Origin of the sequence: Streptomyces sp. JB150, assembly GCF_011193355.1 — a bacterium.
GTDB lineage: Bacteria > Actinomycetota > Actinomycetes > Streptomycetales > Streptomycetaceae > Streptomyces.
On the sequence record NZ_CP049780.1, the window covers coordinates 4,618,445 to 4,637,478 of the forward strand.

Consider the following 19,034-nt stretch of genomic DNA (forward strand, 5'->3'; position numbering starts at 1 on the left):
GGGACGACGGCGAACCGGCCGGCCGCCGACGACCCCGCGTTCGCACCGTACGAGCCGTACCAGTACGACTTCCTGCCCACCGAGCTGTGGCGCACCGAAGCCCCCGGCGCACCGAAACCCCCGGCCCGCCGAGGATCCCGAGCCCGAGGCGGCGCCGGGCGGCAGCCCCTCGGCGCCGCGCTGACTCAGCCGTCGCCGCCGAGTACCCCGCGCAGCTCCTTCGGGAGCAGCTCGGTGCAGGCCTGCTTGGCCTCGTTGGTGAGGGCGTCGCTGGTGCAGGTGTAGTAGTCGCGGTAGACCAGCTGGGCCGTGAAGGACGCCGCGACCAGCGTGATGGCGAGGGACGCGGTGACGAGGCCGCTGATCGCGGCGGCGGTCTGAGGACGGGCGTTCGACACGGGGGCCGGGGAGTCCGGGGCGGGGGTACGGGGCTTGGCGCGCAGCGCGCTGATGCCCCAGTACAGGGCGAGCGCGCCGAGCAGCAACGCAACATACGCCCACGAGAAGAGGGCGAAGAAGAACGCCCACATGCCGGACAGCAGGGCGTAGCGCGCGCGGCGCTGGGCCGGGTCCGTGGGGTCCCAGCGCAGGGAGCCGCCGGGGCCGGGGCCGCCCTGCTTCTCGGGGCCGCTGCCGGGCCGATCGCCGAAGCCGCCGGGGGAGCGGCCGGGCTGCCGGTCGCTCCACTGGCCGCCCCACCGGGGGCGTCCGTCGCCCTCTCCGCCGCCCTGCGGGCCCTCGCCGTCGGCCGGCCGGCGCGGCTGCCAGGGCCGGTCGGGCGCACCCTCGGGCGGCGGCGCGAACGGGTTGTCCTCCTGGCCCGTCCCGGCGCGCTGGTCGGTGTCCCGGGAAGAGGGGGGAGAGGTGGGGCGCTCCCGCAGCAGTACGCCGCCGGCCCGCCCTCCCTGCGCCGACTGCGGGGTGAGCGTGAGGCGTCGCAGGCTGCGGTCCGGCATCAAGTGAGCGTCTTCCCCTGGTGAGTACGGCTGATGAACACGACGGGCCCGGGCCCGTCACCCGACCAACGCGTCGGGCGCGCCGAGCGTTCCCGGCCCGACTCTCCCCAGACGCTACCTTCCGGCCACGCCCCCGTCCCGAGGGGGCCGCCCGGTGTGCCGGTATCGTTGCTGACGGTCGGCTGCTTCGTAGGCTTCCCCGTATCCGGGGGCGCGAAGCATTCGTACGAACGCACATACGGTCGTCCAGGCGGCGCCGTACGCGGCCGGCCGTACCGTCGTACCCCCGAGAAAGGCCCCCACCGTGGCCGCCAAGCCCGTGGCCCGGCGCGTCAAGCGCCTCGTCGTGCTGGTCTCCGGATCCGGCACCAACCTCCAGGCGCTGCTCGACGCCATCGCCGGCCTCGGCGCCGAGGCGTACGGAGCCGAGATCGTGGCCGTCGGCGCCGACCGGGACGGCATCGAGGGGCTGGCCCGGGCCGAGCGCGCCGGACTGCCGACCTTCGTGTGCCGGGTCAAGGACCACGCCACCCGAGGGGAGTGGGACGCCGCGCTCGCCGGGGCCGTCGCCGCGTACGAGCCCGACCTGGTGATCTCCGCCGGGTTCATGAAGATCGTGGGCAAGGAGTTCCTGGCCCGCTTCGGCGGGCGGTTCGTGAACACCCACCCCGCCCTGCTGCCCAGTTTTCCCGGCGCCCACGGCGTCCGTGACGCGCTCGCGTACGGCGTCAGGGTCACCGGCTGCACCGTCCACTTCGTCGACGACGGCGTCGACACCGGGCCGATCATCGCGCAGGGCGTGGTGGAGGTCCGGGACGAGGACGACGAGAGCGCGCTGCACGAGCGCATCAAGGACGTCGAGCGAAGGCTGCTCGTCGAGGTCGTGGGGCGGCTCGCCCGCAACGGCTATCGCATTGAGGGACGAAAGGTAGTTATCCAGTGACCGCCGAGAGCAACAAGCGGCCCCTTCGCCGGGCGCTCGTCAGCGTCTACGACAAGACGGGCCTCGAAGACCTCGCGCGCGGCCTGCACGAGGCGGGCGTGGAGCTCGTCTCCACCGGGTCCACCGCCGCGCGCATCGCCGCGGCCGGCGTCCCCGTCACCAAGGTCGAGGAGCTGACCGGCTTCCCGGAGTGCCTGGACGGCCGGGTCAAGACCCTGCACCCGCGGGTGCACGCGGGCATCCTCGCCGACCTGCGCCTGGAGGACCACCAGCGGCAGCTCGCCGAGCTGGGCGTGGAGCCGTTCGACCTGGTCGTGGTGAACCTCTACCCGTTCCGCGAGACCGTCGCCTCGGGTGCCTCGCCCGACGAGTGCGTCGAGCAGATCGACATCGGCGGCCCGTCCATGGTCCGCGCCGCCGCGAAGAACCACCCGTCGGTCGCCGTGGTCACCAGCCCGGCCCGCTACGCCGACGTCCTCGACGCGGCGAAGAACGGCGGCTTCGACCTGATCGCCCGCAAGCGGCTCGCCGCGGAGGCCTTCCAGCACACGGCGGCGTACGACGTGGCGGTCGCGAGCTGGTTCGCGAGCGAGTACGCCCCGGCCGACGAGTCGCCGTTCCCCGACTTCCTGGGCGCCACCTGGGAGCGGAAGAACACCCTCCGCTACGGCGAGAACCCGCACCAGCCCGCCGCGCTCTACGTCACCGGTGCCGGCGGCGGCCTCGCCGAGGCCGAGCAGCTGCACGGCAAGGAGATGTCGTACAACAACTACACGGACACGGACGCCGCCCGCCGTGCCGCGTACGACCACGACGAGCCGTGCGTGGCGATCATCAAGCACGCCAACCCCTGCGGCATCGCGATCGGCGCGGACGTCGCGGAGGCGCACCGCAAGGCGCACGCCTGCGACCCGCTGTCCGCGTTCGGCGGTGTGATCGCCGTGAACCGCCCGGTGTCCAAGGAGATGGCCGAGCAGGTCGCCGAGATCTTCACCGAGGTCATCGTCGCGCCCGGCTACGAGGAGGGCGCGGTCGAGATCCTGGCGCGCAAGAAGAACATCCGCGTCCTGCGCTGCCCCGAGGCCCCGGCGAACCCCGTCGAGATCAAGCCGGTCGACGGCGGTGTCCTGCTCCAGCACACCGACCGCCTCCAGGCCGACGGCGACGACCCGGCCACCTGGACCCTGGCCACCGGCGAGGCCCTGTCCGAGGACGAGCTGAAGGACCTGGCGTTCGCCTGGAAGGCGTGCCGCGCGGTGAAGTCCAACGCGATCCTGCTCGCCAAGGACGGCGCCTCCGTCGGCGTCGGCATGGGCCAGGTCAACCGCGTCGACTCCTGCAAGCTGGCCGTCGAGCGGGCGGGCGAGGAGCGGGCGCGCGGCTCGTTCGCCGCCTCCGACGCCTTCTTCCCGTTCCCCGACAACATCGACGTCCTCGGCACCGCCGGCGTGAAGGCCATCGTCCAGCCGGGCGGCTCGGTCCGGGACGAGCTGGTCGTGGAGGCCGCGCGGAAGGCGGGCATCACGATGTACTTCACCGGGACGCGGCACTTCTTCCACTGAGCCGCGCCCGCACGGTGAAGGGGCCCGCCGGTCACGACCGGCGGGCCCCTTCACCGTGGTGTCAGCAGGACGGCAGCGGGTCCGTCTCCGAGATGATGTCGTTGTCGCTCATCCAGCCCCACGCGCCGTTGTCGGCCTGGGTGTAGACCCAGCGGGTGGGGTGCGGGCCGCCGTGGTTCTGGCCGCCGTCGAACTTGCAGACGAAGAAGGACGGGTTGGAGTACATCCGGCCGACGACGCGGTTGCTGTTCGCCCCCGCGTAGACGTTGGCGCCGGTCGCGTTGTTGCAGTACCAGACGGAGCCGTCCCGCCAGCAGGGCGCGGCGGCCTGGGCGGCGCCCGCGGTGGTCAGGGTGAACGCGGCGCCGGCGGTGACGGTGGCGGCGCCGAGGGCGAGGGCCTTGCGGAGCATGGTGGTCATGACTGTTCCCCCAGTCGGGATGCGCATGGCGCGCGGTGGTACGGCGGGCGGCCCCGGCTCTCCCCCGGGAGAGCCGGGACCGCCCTCGGTCGTGTTCCACCGTGCCGCCTGCCGGGGCGCCCGGGTACCTCGGAACTCTCAGGGTCGCCGCGCGCGCAGCGGCGTGTACTCCTTGAGGTAGTGGGCGACCTCGTCGACGTAGGCCCGGAATCTCGCGGGGACGCCGCCCGCGTCGTTCACCGTGTCGTACGACGTCCGGTACGCGGCGGCGATCAGCACCCGCCGGTCGCCGGTCAGGGAGGACTTCAGCCGGGGCTCGATGAAGCAGAGGTAGCGGCCCATCGCCGGGATCGACTCGGCCGGCGAGAAGGGCGGCCGCGGGGTCTTCTCGGTGGGCAGGCCGTCCGCGCGGACCCACCAGCGCAGCACGCGCGGGGTCCAGCGGGCGATGCCGTACTCGTCGCGCGCGGGGTCCGACAGCTCGGGGTCGAAGTCGCTCTCCGCCTTCAGCATCGCCGCGATCAGCGCCGGGGAGACCTCCGGCTGGGCGCAGGTGTGCGCCGCGTCGACGATGAGGCGCCGGTAGGCGACCGGGATGCCCTGGTCGGTACGGAGTTCCGCGGCGCCGTACGCCGCGGCCGCCACGGTCGGCGCGGTGGCGCCCGCGCGGCCCGGACCCGGCCTGCCCCCGTCGGTCGCCCACGGGCCGAGGGCGTACCCGAGCGCGGCGGCCGCCGCCGTGACCGCCGCCGCGGCCGTCACGGCGGTACGGCGGCGAAGGCGGCGCGGGCCGGTCTCGCCCGCCGCCTCCCGCACCCGGCGCAGCAGCGCCTCCCCGGCGATCCGCTCCTCGTGCGTCCGGGTCAGGCAGCACCGCACGATCTCCCGCCAGGGCCCCGGCAGTCCGGGGGAGAGCCGCAGCTCGTCCGCGCCGCGGGCGTACGCGGCGGCCGCGTCACGGCGGGCCGTCGGGGTGGCGCCGGGCAGCGGGAAGGCGCCGGTGAGGACGAGGTGGGCGAGGACGCCGAAGGCCCAGACGTCGGCGGAGGGGCGGATGCGGCGGCCGCGCTCGCCGATCTCCGACCAGAGCAGTTCGGGCGGGGTGTAGTCGGGTGTGGAGAAGGCGGGCGTGTAGGCGTGGGTGCCCTCCAGCTCGGCGGCCATGTTGAAGTCGGCGAGGCGGGCCGAACCGTCCCGCATCAGCAGGACGTTGGCCGGCTTCAGGTCGCCGTGCACCCAGCCCGCCGTGTGCAGCTGGTGCAGGCCCTCGCAGACCTGCGCCAGCAGCGCGGGGCCCGAGGCGGGCCGCGGGGTCTGCGCGAGCAGGGCCGTCAGGGAGCCCTCCGCCTTCTCCAGGACCAGGACGGTCGCGCCGTCGAGCCCGGGGCGGGCGGGGTCGTCGACGGTCAGCGTCTCGTACATCCGGATCAGCCGGGGCCGCGCCACCCGGCGCAGCAACTCGACCTCCCGGTCGATCAGTTCCCGCAGGTGGGCCAGGTGACGGGGGGTGCTGGTGCCGGTGGGCAGGAACTTCAGCGCCACGGTGCGCGGCAGTACGTCGTCCGCCGCGGTCCGCCTCCCCTCGTACACGCTGCCGAACGCCCCGGTCGCGATCGGCCCCCGCACCTCCCAGCCGCCGACCCGGTACCCGCGCGGCACCGGGACCGCGTACGGCTCCTGCCGTCCGCTCACCCGATGGGCCGGTCGAGGGCGGTCCGGGGCGGCGCGGCCGGGGCGACGGAGGGCCGCCGCGTGTCCTGCGGGCAGCCGGCGGACGACGGCCGCGCGGGCGGGCGCTTCGCGGCGAGGACGTCCAGGTCGTCCTCGCGGACCAGGTCGAAGCGGAGCGCCAGGGACACCAGGGACTCCTTCTTGCCGTTGAGGCGGGGCCCGGTGTCGGCGGTGTCGGGGCCGGGCTTCAGGCGGAGCTTCACGGCGAGGTAGTCGATGTTCCACTGCACCGAGGTGCGCGACGCGGCCGGCCAGCCGGGGCGCAGCCGGTCCACGACCTGGTCGACGGTGGGCAGCGGGGCATGCGGCGCGCCGCGCAGCCGGGGCTCGCACAGGGCGGCCAGCACCGCGAAGTAGCGCTTGGTGCGGTCCAGGCAGAACGCGGGCGCGGTGGTCGCGCCGTCCAGCCCGGACTCGGGGCCCAGATAGTCGTGGCGCGGCGCCCACACCTCGACCGGCAGCAGATCGCCCGCGGCCGGCAGCACGATCCGGGAGAACTCGAACGGCACGGGCGCGTCCAGCCGCCCCGGGCCGACCTTGATGTGCTCGCCGGCCCCCTCCGGGTTCTCCACGACGTACGTCTGCTCCCGGCTGAGGTTGCTCAGCAGCCAGAACGCGCCCTGTGCGGCGATCAGGCCGGCTCGGCGGGAGACCCCGTCGTGGGCGATCGCGAGGTCGTTCCCGGCGTCGCGACCGAAGGCCAGCCGCTCGCCGGGGGCGAGCCGGAAGCGGCGGTCGCCGCGCGGGTCCTCCCCGGTCGGCGGAGGTACCACGATGATGCTGTACAAGTGCGTCTCCCGTGCCCGGCCCGTGCCCGCCGGCCGGACGCGGAGGCCGACGACCCGGCCGGCGCCCGTCGGGCACGACAGCTGCTCAGGCCAGGTTAGGGCGGCGCACCAGGGCCGTGTCCCCCCTCGATCGGGTGAGACACGGCCCTTGGGTGTGAACGGCGCGCGGGTGGCGCGGCGGGGCGCTCAGTAGCGCGGCCGCTTGAACCACTCGGCGCTGGCCCGCTTCGCCGCGAAGACGATCAGCAGGATGGCGACGGCGATGATGAGCAGGCCGATGCCCCAGGCGGCGATCATGAAGATGCCGGTGACGATCGCGAACGAGCCGTAGACGATGGAGCACACCCGGACGCCGTTGCCGCCCTTCGCGTACTGGAACAGCAGCGCCAGGCCGAGCAGCGCGAAGACCGCGGCGAGACCGAGGAAGAAGACGACGATGCCCTTGCCGAGGTCGGCGAACTCCTGGGCCTGGGAGTCGCCGGATATGCCGGCCTCGGCCATCGTCTCGTCCCACTGGCTCAGCGTGTAGCCGTACAGGACCGCGATGATCGCGTGCGCCAGGACGATGATGCCGAGCATGATCTGCGCGGCGCGCGTGATGCCGGGCATCTGGACCGGGCCGGCCGGCGGGTAGCCGTACCCGGCCGGCGGCGCGGCCGGGTAGCCGTAGCCCGCCGGGGCCTGGGGCTGCTGGGGGTAGCCGTAGCCGGGTGCGCCGGGGGCCGGCTGCTGGGGCGGGTTCCCGTAGGGGTTGTTCGGGTCGCCGAAACTCATGGCGGTCTTTCCTCCGTTGCCTGGATGCGGGGACGAGGCGCGGCGCGATGCGGAGGAAGGTTTCTGTTGGATGCGGTTCGTCCCCCCGGTACTGCCCCGCGGCACTGCGGCTCAATCGTTCTTCAGCCACCTGCGGATTGTCCAGCCGGGTTTCCCAGACGTTGTGCAAGTGCAACAACCCTCGGTGACCACCGCCGGCCGCCGCCCCCGGATTGGAACCGGGGGCCGGTCATCCGGGAGGATGGGCCCATGACCGCCCAGATTCTCGATGGCAAGGCCACCGCAGCCGAGATCAAGTCCGATCTGACCGCCCGCGTGGCGGCGCTGAAGGAGAAGGGCGTCACGCCCGGCCTCGGCACGATCCTGGTCGGGGACGACCCCGGCAGCCAGAAGTACGTCGCCGGCAAGCACCGCGACTGCGCCCAGGTCGGCATCGCCTCCATCCAGCGCGAACTGCCGGCGACGGCGACGCAGGAGGAGATCGAGGCGGTCGTCCGGGAGCTGAACGAGGACCCGGCCTGCACCGGCTACATCGTGCAGCTCCCGCTGCCCAGGGGCATCGACGAGAACCGCATCCTCGAACTGATGGACCCGGCCAAGGACGCCGACGGCCTGCACCCGATGAACCTCGGCCGCCTCGTCCTCAACGAGCCGGCCCCGCTGCCCTGCACCCCGAACGGCATTCTCACCCTGCTGCGCCGTTACGGCGTCGAGCTGAAGGGCGCCGAGGTCGTGGTCGTCGGCCGCGGCGTGACCATCGGCCGCCCGATGCCGCTGCTGCTCACCCGGCGCAGCGAGAACGCCACCGTGACCCAGTGCCACACCGGCACCCGTGACCTGGCGGCCCATCTGCGCCGCGCGGACGTCGTCATCGCCGCCGCCGGGTCCGCCCACCTGATCCGCCCCGAGGACGTCAAGCCCGGCGCGGCCGTCCTCGACGTCGGGGTCTCCCGCAACGCCGAGGGCAGGATCGTCGGCGACGTCCACCCCGGCGTGGCCGAGGTGGCCGGCTGGATCTCCCCGAACCCGGGCGGTGTCGGCCCCATGACCCGGGCGCAGCTGCTGGTCAACGTGGTCGAGGCGGCGGAGCGCAGTGTCGGCTGAGCGCGACGGCGCGGCACCCGGAACCGACGGCGAGGAGCCGCGGATCACGGGTGACACCCCCGAGACCGTCGAGGTGCGCGACCCGATCAGCGCGCCCGACGCCGAGGGCAGGCCGCGCCGGGTCACCCGTCGTTTCCCGCTGTTCACCCGGGACACCGCCCGCCCGGAGGGCGGCGGCCGGGCCGCGTCCGGGGACGCTCCGGCGCCCGCCCGGCAGTGGCCGATGCTCGCCGTGCTCGCCACGGTCGGCCTGGGCCTGCTGCTGACCGCGTTCGACGCGTTCCGCGCCGGCACGCTGCTGGTCGGCGTGGCCCTGCTGGGCGGCGCGGTGCTGCGCTGGCTGCTGCCCGGCGTCGGCATGCTCGCCGTACGGTCCCGGTTCACGGACATCGCGACGTACGGCGCGCTGGGCACGGTGATCGTCCTGCTGGCGCTGATGGCGCAGCCGGAGCCCAAGCTGGAGATCCCGTTCCTGAAGGACACGCTGCACTTCACGGTCAGCGGCTGAGCGCCGGAAACGGCGGTACGGCGGCGGGTGCGGCGGCCCGTCCTCTCCCCCGAGGAAGGACGGGCCGCCGCCCACGACCAACCTTTCGCACCCGCAGGACCCGTTCAACGTCTGTCCGTTCGCTGTGGCACGGAAGTGACCGTTCCGCTACCGTGTCCGCGCGCTGTCGCACCACGGCACGACGGTGCCGGTGAGCGGCCTGACAACGCCTGATACGGACGAGACGGACCATGTGCCCCTGTTGTGTCGATGTATCGACAAGTTCGGGGATGTGCGGTCAAGACACTGCACAGCGGGACTAATCTGTCCCATCGGGCCATAAGGCCGGGCAATCAGGACAGTGCGGGGGTGCGCCGCCGCCGGGGGAACTGAGATCCTGGCGACGCGCATCCCCGTGGGCGGGGGAAAAGCCAGCACTACCCGGGGGGAAGAGGGGGGAAGCAATGCCTCGTTGGAAGGCCTTGCCGGATGAACTCGATCCGCAGATCAGGGAGTTCACCAGTCAGCTGCGGCGGCTCGTGGACCGCAGCGGCCTGAGCGTCGCCGCGCTCGCCGACCGCACCGGCTACAGCAAGACGTCATGGGAGCGTTATCTGGGCGGCCGGCTGCTCGCACCCAAGGGCGCGATCGTGGCCCTGGCCGAGGTCACCGGCACCAATCCGATCCACCTGACCACCATGTGGGAGCTCGCCGAACGTGCCTGGAGCCGTTCGGAGATGCGCCACGACATGACCATGGAGGCCATCCGGATCTCGCAGGCGCGTGCCGCGCTCAGCGAGTTCGGCCCGCCGCCCGCGAACGCCAAGGGCAGGACCGCCCGCCGCGGCGGCAGCGCCACGGCCGTGCCCGGCATCGCCGGCCCGGCGGGCGTCGCCCCGACGGTGCCGCCGCAGCCGACCGCCGCCGACGCGGACAGCCGGACGCCGGCGGCCAACTCGTGGAACATGGCCGGCTACACCGGACCGTCCCCCGCGAGCGGCCGCCGTACCGGCGCCGCCGGAGTGGCCGGACCGGCGGGCGCGGCCGGAGGGGCCGGAGCGAGCGGCACGGGCGGCGGCGCGGGGGCCGGCGGCAGGGGCTCCGGCCGCCGGCGCGCGGCGGCCCCCGCACCCGCCGGCGGCGGCAAGCGGCGGATGACGATGTTCGCCGTGGGCCTTGTCGGCGTGCTGGTCGTGGCGGCCGGCGCCGTCTACCTCGGCGGCAGGGGCGACGGTGAGGGCGATACGAAGGCCTCGCCCTCGCCCTCCGTCACCACCGGCGCCGAACTCCCGCCCGGGGTGAAGTGCAGCGGCGACAGCTGCACCGGCAAGGACGCGGAGAGCATGGGGTGCAGCGGCGACCTGGTCACCACCGCCCAGACCGCCACCGTCGGCACCACGGTCGTCGAGGTCCGCTACAGCAAGGTCTGCGCCGCCGCCTGGGGCCGGATCACCCAGGCCGCGCAAGGCGACAAGGTCGAGGTGAGCGCGGGCAAGGCCCGCGAGAACGGCTCGATCACCCTGGCCGGCGACACCGTCGCGTACACCCCGATGGTGGCCGTCAAGGACGCCGGCGAGGCCATCGCCTGCGCCACGCTGGCCTCGGGCGGGAAGGGCTGCACCCAGCAGCCGTGACGGCCGCGACCGCCGGCACCGGACGGCGTCGTCCTCTCCGGGCGGCCACGGAGGCTTTCTGGTGGGCCACGGAGGCTCCCTGGTCGGCACGAGGTTGCCTGGTCGCCAGTGAGGCCTGCCCGGTCGGCCGGGCCAGGCTGCCCTGCCGGGACAAGCCGGCGGTGGTGGCCGGGCGTGGGGGCGGGCAGGCGTGAGGGCCGGGTGCGGTGGCCGGGCCGAGGGCTCGGAGGGTGAGGGTGACGATCGCTTGGGGAAGTCAGGGAAGGCAGTTGCGCCGGTCGGCCGGGGTGATCCGGCCGTGGCGGCCGACTGGCGACCGGCCGTGGCATCGGGCCATGGCATTCGGCCGTGATGGCCGGTCGGCGAGAGCCGGGACGGTCGCTGGGCGAAAGGCCTTCGCGACGGCCGCTGGGTGAAGGGCCGCCGCGGCAGCCGCGGTTGGCGGAAGCAGCCGCGGCGGCCGGCCGGTGAGAACACTTCGGCAGCCGGTCGGGGCAAGTGGCTGCGGTGGGTTGGCGGAGAAATGCGGCCGCAGCAGTCCGCTCGCCGCGACCGGCGTGGGGACCGGTGTGGGGACCGGGTCGTGGCGACAGGGCCGGACATCCGGTGCCGGAAAAGCCGGGAACGCAGGTGTGGCCGGCCGGATCCGGGGCAGGCGGGAAGTACCCCCACGGGAGTCCGGCACGCATCGGAACCCCCGCACGGCGGCCGCCTCCGTCTCCCCCTCTCCCGGACGGGCGGCCGCCTTTTGTTCGCAAGAGCCGGGCAGGATGCGGATACTCGCCCCGCAAGGGCGGGCCGGACGCCGCACTCGCTCCCGCAGGAGGGGACGGATGCCGTACTCGCTCCCGCGAGCCGGGCCGGACACCGCACGCGCTGCCGCAAGCCGGGCCGGATGCCGTACTCGCTCGCTCCCGCAGGACAGGCCGGAGGCCGAACTTGCCCCCGCAAGACGGGCCGGACGCCGCGCACGTTCTCCGTGAACCCTCGGCCCGCTGCGGCACCCGGGCGGTCTGTGGGCTGGGCCACACCGGGCCGGGGGTCCGGGATGCCGGATGCGCGATAGCCTGACCCGCGGATTATCTCTTGACGCCAAGAGATCGATCATCCGAACCCCCGGGGCAGGGACGCCCCACCGCCAGCTGTCATACGGAGAACGCCATGACCCGCACTCCCGTGAACGTCACCGTCACCGGCGCGGCCGGCCAGATCGGTTACGCCCTGCTCTTCCGCATCGCCTCCGGCCAGCTGCTCGGCGCGGACGTGCCGGTCAAGCTGCGCCTCCTGGAGATCACGCCGGCCCTGAAGGCCGCCGAGGGCACCGCGATGGAGCTGGACGACTGCGCGTTCCCGCTGCTCCAGGGCATCGAGATCACCGACGACCCGAACGTGGCCTTCGACGGCGCGAACGTCGCCCTCCTCGTGGGCGCCCGCCCGCGCACCAAGGGCATGGAGCGCGGCGACCTGCTGGAGGCCAACGGCGGCATCTTCAAGCCGCAGGGCAAGGCCATCAACGACCACGCCGCGGACGACATCCGCGTCCTCGTCGTCGGCAACCCGGCCAACACCAACGCCCTGATCGCCCAGGCCGCCGCCCCGGACGTACCGGCCGAGCGCTTCACCGCGATGACCCGCCTCGACCACAACCGCGCGCTGACCCAGCTCGCGAAGAAGGCGGGCTCCACGGTCTCCGACATCAAGCGCCTGACCATCTGGGGCAACCACTCCGCCACCCAGTACCCGGACATCTTCCACGCCACCGTCGGCGGGAAGAACGCCGCCGAGGTCGTCAACGACGAGAAGTGGCTGGCCGAGGACTTCATCCCGACCGTCGCCAAGCGCGGCGCCGCCATCATCGAGGCCCGCGGCGCCTCGTCGGCCGCCTCCGCCGCCAACGCCGCCATCGACCACATCTACTCCTGGGTCAACGGCACCCCGGAGGGCGACTGGGTCTCCATGGGCATCCCGTCGGACGGCTCCTACGGCGTCCCGGAGGGCCTGATCTCCTCCTTCCCGGTCACCTGCAAGGACGGCAAGTACGAGATCGTCCAGGGCCTGGAGATCAACGAGTTCTCCCGCGCCCGTATCGACGCCTCCGTCAAGGAGCTGGAGGAGGAGCGCGAGGCGGTCCGCGGCCTCGGCCTCATCTGAGCCCCCGCTCCCCGCACGCTGTGCAGGCCCCGCCCGGTTCCCCGGGCGGGGCCTTCGGCGTTCCGGTGGCCCCCGTCACGTCCGCGCCGCCGAGTTGTTCCGAATGTCCACATCCTCAGTGACACAGCGCACTTTCGGACAGGGATTGCGCATGCATCCGGGGGGCAAGGGCAGGTGCTCACGGTCCTGAGCGGGGGGACACACAGGAACGAGAGGCGACACCAGGCATGGCGGACAGTACGGAACTCCAGGCTCGGAAGAGCATCCACGCGGCAGGCGAGTGGCGGCACGCCGTCTCCGGGGCCACGCGCGCGATCCTCGACCCCGCGGACGCCGCACCCTTCGCCGTGGTCGCCGAGGGCGACGAGAAGGACGCGGACCTCGCGGTCGAGGCCGCCCGCGCCGCCTTCGACGGCGGCGCCGGCGCCTGGCCGCGCACCCCCGCCGCCGAGCGCGCCGCCCTGCTGCGCCGCGTCGCCGGCCTGCTGGTGCGCGACCGCGAGGAGCTGGGCCTGCTGGAGAGCCGCGACGCGGGCAAGACGGTCGAGGAGGGCCGCGTCGACATCGACTGCGTGGCCGACGCCTTCCGCTACTTCGCCGACCTCGTCGCCGCGGAGGCCCCCGGCCGGGTCGTCGACGCGGGCTCGTCCGACGTCCACAGCGTGGTCGTCCACGAGCCGGTCGGCGTCTGCGCGCTGATCACCCCCTGGAACTACCCGCTGCTCCAGGCCAGTTGGAAGATCGCGCCCGCGCTCGCGGCCGGCAACACCTTCGTCGTCAAGCCGAGCGAGATCACGCCGATGACGACGATCGCCCTGCTCGCGCTGCTGGAGGAGGCCGGGCTGCCCGCCGGGGTGGCCAACCTCGTCACCGGCCCCGGCCACACGGTCGGCGCCCGCCTCGCCGAGCACCCCGACGTCGACCTGGTCTCCTTCACGGGCGGCCTGGCCAGCGGCGTCAAGGTCGCCCAGGCCGCGGCGCCCACCGTGAAGAAGGTCGCCCTCGAACTCGGCGGCAAGAACCCCAACGTCGTCTTCGCCGACGCCTGCGCCACCGAGGAGGGCTTCGACACCGCCGTCGACCAGGCCCTCAACGCGGCCTTCATCCACAGCGGCCAGGTCTGCTCGGCCGGCGCCCGCCTGATCGTCGAGGAGTCCGTCCGGGACCGCTTCGTCGCCGAACTCGCCCGCCGCGCGCAGAGGATCCGGCTCGGCCGGGGCACGGCGGACGGCGTCGAGTGCGGCCCGCTGGTCTCCGAGCAGCACCGGGCCAAGGTCGAGGCGTACGTCGCCTCCGCGCTGGCGGAGGGGGCCGTACTGCGCTGCGGCGGCAAGCGCCCCGAGCCCAGCGGGATCCGGCCCGGAAGCGGCTACTTCTACGAGCCGACCGTCCTCGACCACTGCCACCGCGAGATGCGCGTGGTGCGCGAGGAGGTCTTCGGTCCCGTCCTCACCGTCGAGACCTTCCGCACCGAGGACGAGGCCGTCGCCCTCGCCAACGACACCGAGTACGGCCTGGCCGGCGCCGTCTGGACCGCCGACGCGGGCCGGGCCCGCCGGGTCGCCGGCCGGCTGCGGCACGGCACCGTCTGGATCAACGACTTCCACCCCTACCTCCCGCAGGCGGAGTGGGGCGGCTTCGGCAGGAGCGGCACCGGCCGCGAACTCGGCCCCGCCGGGCTCGCCGAGTACCGCGAGACCAAGCACGTCTACCAGAACCTCGCCCCGAAGCCCGTCCGCTGGTTCGCCGGCTGACCTCCCCCTTCCCCGCACCCTCTTCCAGCCCCACCTGGAGTACCCCCATGTCCGAGAACAACCACGTCTACGACTACGTCGTCATCGGAGGCGGCACGGCAGGCTCCGTCATCGCCTCCCGCCTCACCGAGAACCCGGACGTCACCGTCGCCGTCATCGAGGGCGGCCCCAGCGACGTCGGCCGCGACGACGTGCTCACCCTGCGCCGCTGGATGGGCCTGCTCGGCGGCGAGCTGGACTACGACTACCCCACCGTCGAACAGCCCCGCGGCAACTCCCACATCCGGCACAGCCGCGCCCGCGTCCTCGGCGGCTGCTCCTCCCACAACACGCTGATCGCCTTCAAGCCGCTGCCGTCCGACTGGGACGAGTGGGAGGAGGCCGGCGCCAAGGGCTGGGGCGCGGTCGCCATGGAGGCGTACTACGCGCGCCTGAAGAACAACATCGTTCCCGTCGACGAGAAGGACCGCAACGCCATCGCCCGCGACTTCGTGGACGCCGCGCAGGCCGCGCTCGGCGTGCCGCGCGTCGAGGGCTTCAACAAGAAGCCGTTCACCGAGGGCGTCGGCTTCTTCGACCTCGCCTACCACCCGGAGGACAACAAGCGCTCGTCGGCGTCGGTGGCGTACCTCCACCCCGTGATGGACGAGCGCCCCAACCTCACGATCCTGCTGGAGACCTGGGCGTACAGGCTGGAGCTGACCGGCACCCGCGCCGAGGGCGTCCACGTGCGCACCAAGGACGGCGAGGAACTGCTGATCCGCGCCCGCAACGAGGTCGTGCTGTGCGCGGGCGCGATCGACTCCCCGCGGCTGCTGCTGCACTCCGGCATCGGACCGGCGGCCGATCTGGAGGCGCTGGGCATACCCGTGGTCCACGATCTGCCGGGCGTCGGCGAGAACCTGCTCGACCACCCCGAGTCGGTGATCGTCTGGGAGACCCACGGGCCCATCCCGGAGAACTCCGCGATGGACTCCGACGCGGGCTTGTTCGTGCGCCGTGACCCCGGCCACCAGGGCCCCGACCTGATGTTCCACTTCTACCAGATCCCCTTCACGGACAACCCCGAGCGCCTGGGCTACGAGCGGCCCCCGTACGGGGTGTCCATGACCCCGAACATCCCCAAGCCGAAGTCCCGCGGCCGGCTCTACCTGACCAGCGCCGACCCGGCCGTGAAGCCCGCCCTGGACTTCCGCTACTTCACCGACGAGGACGACTACGACGCCCGCACCCTCGTCGACGGCATCCGCATCGCCCGCGAGATCGCGAAGACCGCGCCGCTGGCCGGCTGGCTCAAGCGCGAGGTGTGCCCCGGCCCCGAGGTCGTCGGCGACGCCGAGCTGAGCGAGTACGCCCGCAGGGCCGCGCACACCGTCTACCACCCCGCGGGCACCTGCAAGATGGGCGCCGCCGACGACGAACTGGCCGTCGTCGACCCCGAACTGCGCATCCGCGGCCTGGAGGGCATCCGGATCGCCGACGCGTCGGTCTTCCCCACCATGACCGCCGTCAACCCGATGATCGGGGTGCTGATGGTCGGGGAGCGCGCCGTCGACCTGATCGGTGGTGACGCCCGATGAGTACCGCCCGCCCCGCCCCCGAGACCCTCACCCCGCCCGTCTTCTCGGTCGACGGCCTGTGGAAGGTGTTCGGCCCCAAGGCCGACCGCGTTCCCGCCGACCCCGAGCTGGTCGCCCTCGCCCCCGCCGAGCTGCGCGAGCGCACCGGCTGCACGGCGGCCGTGCGGGACGTGTCCTTCGACGTCCGCAAGGGCGAGGTCTTCGTCGTCATGGGCCTGTCCGGCTCCGGCAAGTCCACCCTGGTGCGCTGTCTGACCCGGCTGATCGAGCCGACGGCCGGCACGATCGTCATCGACGGCGAGGACGTCCGCGCCATGGACAAGGCCCGGCTGCGCGAACTGCGCCGCCACCGCGCGGCGATGGTCTTCCAGCACTTCGGCCTGCTCCCGCACCGCACGGTCCTCGACAACGTGGCCTACGGCCTGGAGATCCAGGGCGTCGGCAAGGCCGAACGGCGTGCCAGGGCCGCCGAGGTCGTCGCCAAGGTCGGCCTGGAAGGCATGGAACAGCGGCGCCCCGGCCAGCTCTCCGGCGGCCAGCAGCAGCGCGTCGGCCTCGCCCGCGCCCTCGCCGTCGACCCCGAGGTGCTGCTCTTCGACGAGCCGTTCAGCGCCCTCGACCCGCTGATCCGGCGGGACATGCAGGAGGAGGTCGTCCGGCTGCACCGCGAGGAGGGCCGCACGATGGTCTTCATCACCCACGACCTCGGCGAGGCGCTGAAGCTCGGCGACCGGATCGCGCTGATGCGCGACGGCCGCGTCGTGCAGCTCGGCACCCCCGAGGAGATCGTCGGCTCCCCGGCCGACGACTACGTCCGCGAGTTCGTCCGCGACGTGCCCCGCGAGCAGGTCATGACCGTCCGCACGGCCATGCGCCCGGCCTCGGTGGAGGAGGCGGGGAGCGGCCCGGCGGTGTCCCCGCGCGCGACCGTGGCGGAGGCCATCGAGGCCGTGGCCCGCAGCGGCGCGCCCGCCCGGGTCATGGACGGCCCGCGCTGCCTCGGCGTCGTCGACCACGAGAGCCTGCTGGAGGTCGTGGCGGGCGTGGCGGAGAACAGCCCCGGAAGCGGCGGTCCGGGAGGTGGCAGTCCCGGAGGCGGCAGCCCCGGGGGCGTGACCGCGGGCGGCCGGGCGGACGCCGCCTCGGGCGGCCGTCCCCACGCGGCCGCGGGCAGCCGCGCCGCCGGCCCCCACTCGGAGGCCGTCTGATGGCCACGCTCACCGCGATCCCCGTACGCACCCTCCCCACCGCCCTCCTGCGCAGCCGCCCCGCCGTCAAGCTGGCCACCCTCGCGCTGATCGCGGCGGTCCTCGTCCCCCTGGCCCACGCCCGCTGGTCCAGCGGCACCTGGCCGGACGCGCTCACCGTCGACCTCACCGGCCCGCTCACCAGCACCAGCGACTGGATCATCGACAACCGGGACAGCCACCCGCTGTTCCTGTACTTCTTCGGGCACGTCAGCAACGCCGTCGTGCTCTCCGTACGCGCCGTCTACCTCGCCCTCCTCACCCTCGGCTGGGCCGGCGTGACCGCACTCGGCGCCTTCCTCGCCTGGCGGGCCGCCGGCCCGCGGCTCGCCCTGGGCACGGCGACGGCGTTCCTCGCCTGCGGCCTGCTCGGCATGTGGGTGCCGACCATGCAGACGCTGGCCCTGATGGTGGTCGCGGTGCTCGCCTCGGTCGCCGTCGGCGGCCTGCTGGGACTCGCCGCCGGACTGTCCGCGCGCATGGACCGCCTGCTGCGGCCGGTGCTGGACACCATGCAGGTGCTGCCCGCCTTCGCCTACCTCCTGCCGGTGGTGCTGGTCTTCGGCATCGGCGTGCCCGCCGCCGTCCTCGCCACCGTCGTCTACGCCGCCCCGCCCATGGCCCGGCTCACCGCGCTCGGCCTGCGCGGCGCCGACCGGGGCGTGCTGGAGGCGGTGGAGTCGCTGGGCGCGACCGCGCGGCAGCGGCTGCTGACCGCCCGGATCCCGCTGGCCCGCAAGGAACTCCTGCTCGGCGTCAACCAGACGATCATGATGGCGCTGTCCATGGCGGTGATCGCCTCGGTGATCGGCGCCGGCGGCCTCGGCGACCGCGTCTACCAGGCGCTGGCCTCGGTCGACGTGGGCGCCGCGCTCGCGGCGGGCATCCCGATCGTGCTGCTCGCCGTCGTGCTGGACCGCGTGACGGGCGCGGCGGGCGCGGACGGTACCGCCCCGTCGGGCCGGTGGCTGTGGCCGTTCGCCCTGGGCGCCACCGCGGCCGTGGCCGTCGCGGGGCCCCTGACGGACCGTACGGACTGGCCCGACGCCTGGACGGTGAACATCGCCGAGCCGGTCAACCGGGCCGTGGACTGGATGACCGCCCACCTGTACTCCGGGGTGCCCGTCATCGGCGGCACCGCCGACTGGGCGGCCCGCTTCACCACCTGGGTCCTCGACCCGCTGCGCGACGGCCTCCAGTGGCTGCCGTGGTGGTCGGTGCTGCTGATCGTCGCCGCCCTGGCCTGGCTGATCGGCACCTGGCGCACCACCCTGACCGCCGTGCTGGCCATGGCCGCGATCGGCGTCCTCGGCGTGTGGGAGCCGTCGCTGGACACGCTCTCGCAGGTGCTGGCCGCGGTCGCCGTCACCCTCGTCCTCGGCGTCGCGACCGGCGTCGCGGCCGCGCGCAACCACCGCGTCGAACGGCTGCTGCGGCCGGTCCTGGACGTCTGCCAGACGATGCCGCAGTTCGTGTACCTGATCCCGGTCGTCGCGCTCGCCGGCGTGGGCCGCGCCCCGGCCGTCGCCGCCGCCGTCGTCTACGCGCTGCCCGCGGTCGTCCGCATCACCTCGCAGGGCCTGCGCCAGGTCGACGCGGCCGCGCTGGAGTCGGCCCGCTCGCTCGGCGCGACCGGCGGCCAGCAGCTGCGCCAGGTGCAACTGCCGCTCGCCCGCCGCTCGTTGCTGCTCGCGGTCAACCAGGGCGTGGTGCTCGTCCTCGCCGTCGTCATCATCGGCGGCCTGGTCGGCGGCGGCGCGCTCGGCTACGACGTCGTGTTCGGCCTCGCCCAGGGCGACCTCGCGACCGGCCTGGTCGCCGGCGCGGCCATCGTCTGCCTGGGCCTGACGCTCGACCGGGTCACCCAGCCCACCGACCGCCGCACGACGAAGGGAGCGTGAC

15 protein-coding genes are annotated in these 19,034 nt (G+C 73.9%); 10 read left to right on the forward strand and 5 right to left on the reverse strand.

What is annotated here, in order from left to right:
* Positions 1 to 185: 185 nt before the first annotated feature.
* On the reverse strand, positions 186 to 956 hold the full coding sequence (locus tag G7Z13_RS21560) for a hypothetical protein (protein ID WP_166001731.1): 771 nt from the start codon (positions 954 to 956) through the stop codon (positions 186 to 188).
* A gap of 304 nt (positions 957 to 1,260) precedes the next feature.
* Here G7Z13_RS21560 and purN point away from each other — a divergent pair, with 304 nt between their 5' ends.
* On the forward strand, positions 1,261 to 1,899 hold the full coding sequence (gene purN, locus G7Z13_RS21565) for a phosphoribosylglycinamide formyltransferase (protein ID WP_166001733.1): 639 nt from the start codon (positions 1,261 to 1,263) through the stop codon (positions 1,897 to 1,899).
* A complete protein-coding gene (gene purH, locus G7Z13_RS21570; protein WP_166001734.1) occupies positions 1,896 to 3,461 on the forward strand; it encodes a bifunctional phosphoribosylaminoimidazolecarboxamide formyltransferase/IMP cyclohydrolase in 1,566 nt (521 codons plus the stop codon). The genes purN and purH overlap by 4 nt, the downstream gene beginning before the upstream one ends.
* Before the next feature lie 61 nt (positions 3,462 to 3,522).
* Here purH and G7Z13_RS21575 read toward each other — a convergent pair whose 3' ends face one another.
* The 4 genes from G7Z13_RS21575 to G7Z13_RS21585 form a co-directional block, all read right to left on the reverse strand.
* Positions 3,523 to 3,882 (reverse strand): hypothetical protein, encoded by a 360-nt coding sequence (locus G7Z13_RS21575; protein WP_240926295.1) that lies wholly within the window; start codon positions 3,880 to 3,882, stop codon positions 3,523 to 3,525.
* 138 nt (positions 3,883 to 4,020) lie between these two features.
* The gene (locus G7Z13_RS21580) at positions 4,021 to 5,574 is read right to left on the reverse strand and encodes a protein kinase (protein WP_240926296.1); all 1,554 of its coding nucleotides are present in this window, start codon (positions 5,572 to 5,574) and stop codon (positions 4,021 to 4,023) included.
* Positions 5,571 to 6,401 (reverse strand): FHA domain-containing protein, encoded by an 831-nt coding sequence (locus tag G7Z13_RS33775; RefSeq protein WP_240926297.1) that lies wholly within the window; start codon positions 6,399 to 6,401, stop codon positions 5,571 to 5,573. The genes G7Z13_RS21580 and G7Z13_RS33775 overlap by 4 nt, the downstream gene beginning before the upstream one ends.
* 186 nt (positions 6,402 to 6,587) lie before the next feature.
* Positions 6,588 to 7,175, reverse strand: a complete 588-nt coding sequence (locus tag G7Z13_RS21585) for a hypothetical protein (protein ID WP_166001736.1) — start codon at positions 7,173 to 7,175, stop codon at positions 6,588 to 6,590.
* 249 nt (positions 7,176 to 7,424) lie between these two features.
* On the opposite strand from G7Z13_RS21585, the gene G7Z13_RS21590 reads away from it, so the two are divergent.
* The 8 genes from G7Z13_RS21590 (at position 7,425) to G7Z13_RS21625 (ending at position 19,033) form a co-directional block, all read left to right on the forward strand.
* Complete coding sequence (locus tag G7Z13_RS21590; RefSeq protein WP_166001738.1) at positions 7,425 to 8,279, forward strand: bifunctional methylenetetrahydrofolate dehydrogenase/methenyltetrahydrofolate cyclohydrolase; 855 nt, start codon at positions 7,425 to 7,427, stop codon at positions 8,277 to 8,279.
* 43 nt (positions 8,280 to 8,322) lie between these two features.
* A complete protein-coding gene (locus tag G7Z13_RS21595) occupies positions 8,323 to 8,787 on the forward strand; it encodes a DUF3017 domain-containing protein (RefSeq protein WP_240926518.1) in 465 nt (154 codons plus the stop codon).
* A gap of 443 nt (positions 8,788 to 9,230) precedes the next feature.
* Positions 9,231 to 10,400 carry an XRE family transcriptional regulator gene (locus tag G7Z13_RS21600; protein WP_166001742.1) on the forward strand — a complete coding sequence of 390 codons (1,170 nt, stop codon included), beginning with the start codon at positions 9,231 to 9,233 and terminating at the stop codon, positions 10,398 to 10,400.
* Between the two features lie 1,161 nt (positions 10,401 to 11,561).
* Positions 11,562 to 12,551, forward strand: a complete 990-nt coding sequence (locus G7Z13_RS21605; protein ID WP_166001744.1) for a malate dehydrogenase — start codon at positions 11,562 to 11,564, stop codon at positions 12,549 to 12,551.
* Positions 12,552 to 12,778: 227 nt separating this feature from the next.
* Complete coding sequence (locus tag G7Z13_RS21610) at positions 12,779 to 14,305, forward strand: aldehyde dehydrogenase family protein (RefSeq protein WP_166001746.1); 1,527 nt, start codon at positions 12,779 to 12,781, stop codon at positions 14,303 to 14,305.
* Between the two features lie 47 nt (positions 14,306 to 14,352).
* Positions 14,353 to 15,885 (forward strand): GMC oxidoreductase, encoded by a 1,533-nt coding sequence (locus G7Z13_RS21615; protein WP_166001748.1) that lies wholly within the window; start codon positions 14,353 to 14,355, stop codon positions 15,883 to 15,885.
* Positions 15,882 to 17,093: a glycine betaine/L-proline ABC transporter ATP-binding protein gene (locus G7Z13_RS21620; protein ID WP_240926299.1), complete on the forward strand. Its 1,212-nt coding sequence runs from the start codon at positions 15,882 to 15,884 to the stop codon at positions 17,091 to 17,093. The genes G7Z13_RS21615 and G7Z13_RS21620 overlap by 4 nt, the downstream gene beginning before the upstream one ends.
* Entirely contained in the window at positions 17,093 to 19,033 is a 1,941-nt protein-coding gene (locus G7Z13_RS21625; RefSeq protein WP_166001750.1) for an ABC transporter permease subunit, read from the forward strand. The genes G7Z13_RS21620 and G7Z13_RS21625 overlap by 1 nt, the downstream gene beginning before the upstream one ends.
* Position 19,034: the final 1 nt, after the last annotated feature.

Bases quoted from the DNA above. Each gene is read 5' to 3' on its own strand.
- G7Z13_RS21625 (WP_166001750.1), top strand. From the start codon at position 17,093: ATGGCCACGCTCACCGCGATCCCCGTACGCACCCTCCCCACCGCCCTC.
- G7Z13_RS21590 (WP_166001738.1), top strand. From the start codon at position 7,425: ATGACCGCCCAGATTCTCGATGGCAAGGCCACCGCAGCCGAGATCAAG.
- G7Z13_RS21600 (WP_166001742.1), top strand. From the start codon at position 9,231: ATGCCTCGTTGGAAGGCCTTGCCGGATGAACTCGATCCGCAGATCAGG.
- G7Z13_RS21620 (WP_240926299.1), top strand. From the start codon at position 15,882: ATGAGTACCGCCCGCCCCGCCCCCGAGACCCTCACCCCGCCCGTCTTC.
- G7Z13_RS21560 (WP_166001731.1), bottom strand. From the start codon at position 956: ATGCCGGACCGCAGCCTGCGACGCCTCACGCTCACCCCGCAGTCGGCG.
- G7Z13_RS21605 (WP_166001744.1), top strand. From the start codon at position 11,562: ATGACCCGCACTCCCGTGAACGTCACCGTCACCGGCGCGGCCGGCCAG.
- G7Z13_RS21610 (WP_166001746.1), top strand. From the start codon at position 12,779: ATGGCGGACAGTACGGAACTCCAGGCTCGGAAGAGCATCCACGCGGCA.
- G7Z13_RS21615 (WP_166001748.1), top strand. From the start codon at position 14,353: ATGTCCGAGAACAACCACGTCTACGACTACGTCGTCATCGGAGGCGGC.
- G7Z13_RS21575 (WP_240926295.1), bottom strand. From the start codon at position 3,882: ATGACCACCATGCTCCGCAAGGCCCTCGCCCTCGGCGCCGCCACCGTC.
- G7Z13_RS21585 (WP_166001736.1), bottom strand. From the start codon at position 7,175: ATGAGTTTCGGCGACCCGAACAACCCCTACGGGAACCCGCCCCAGCAG.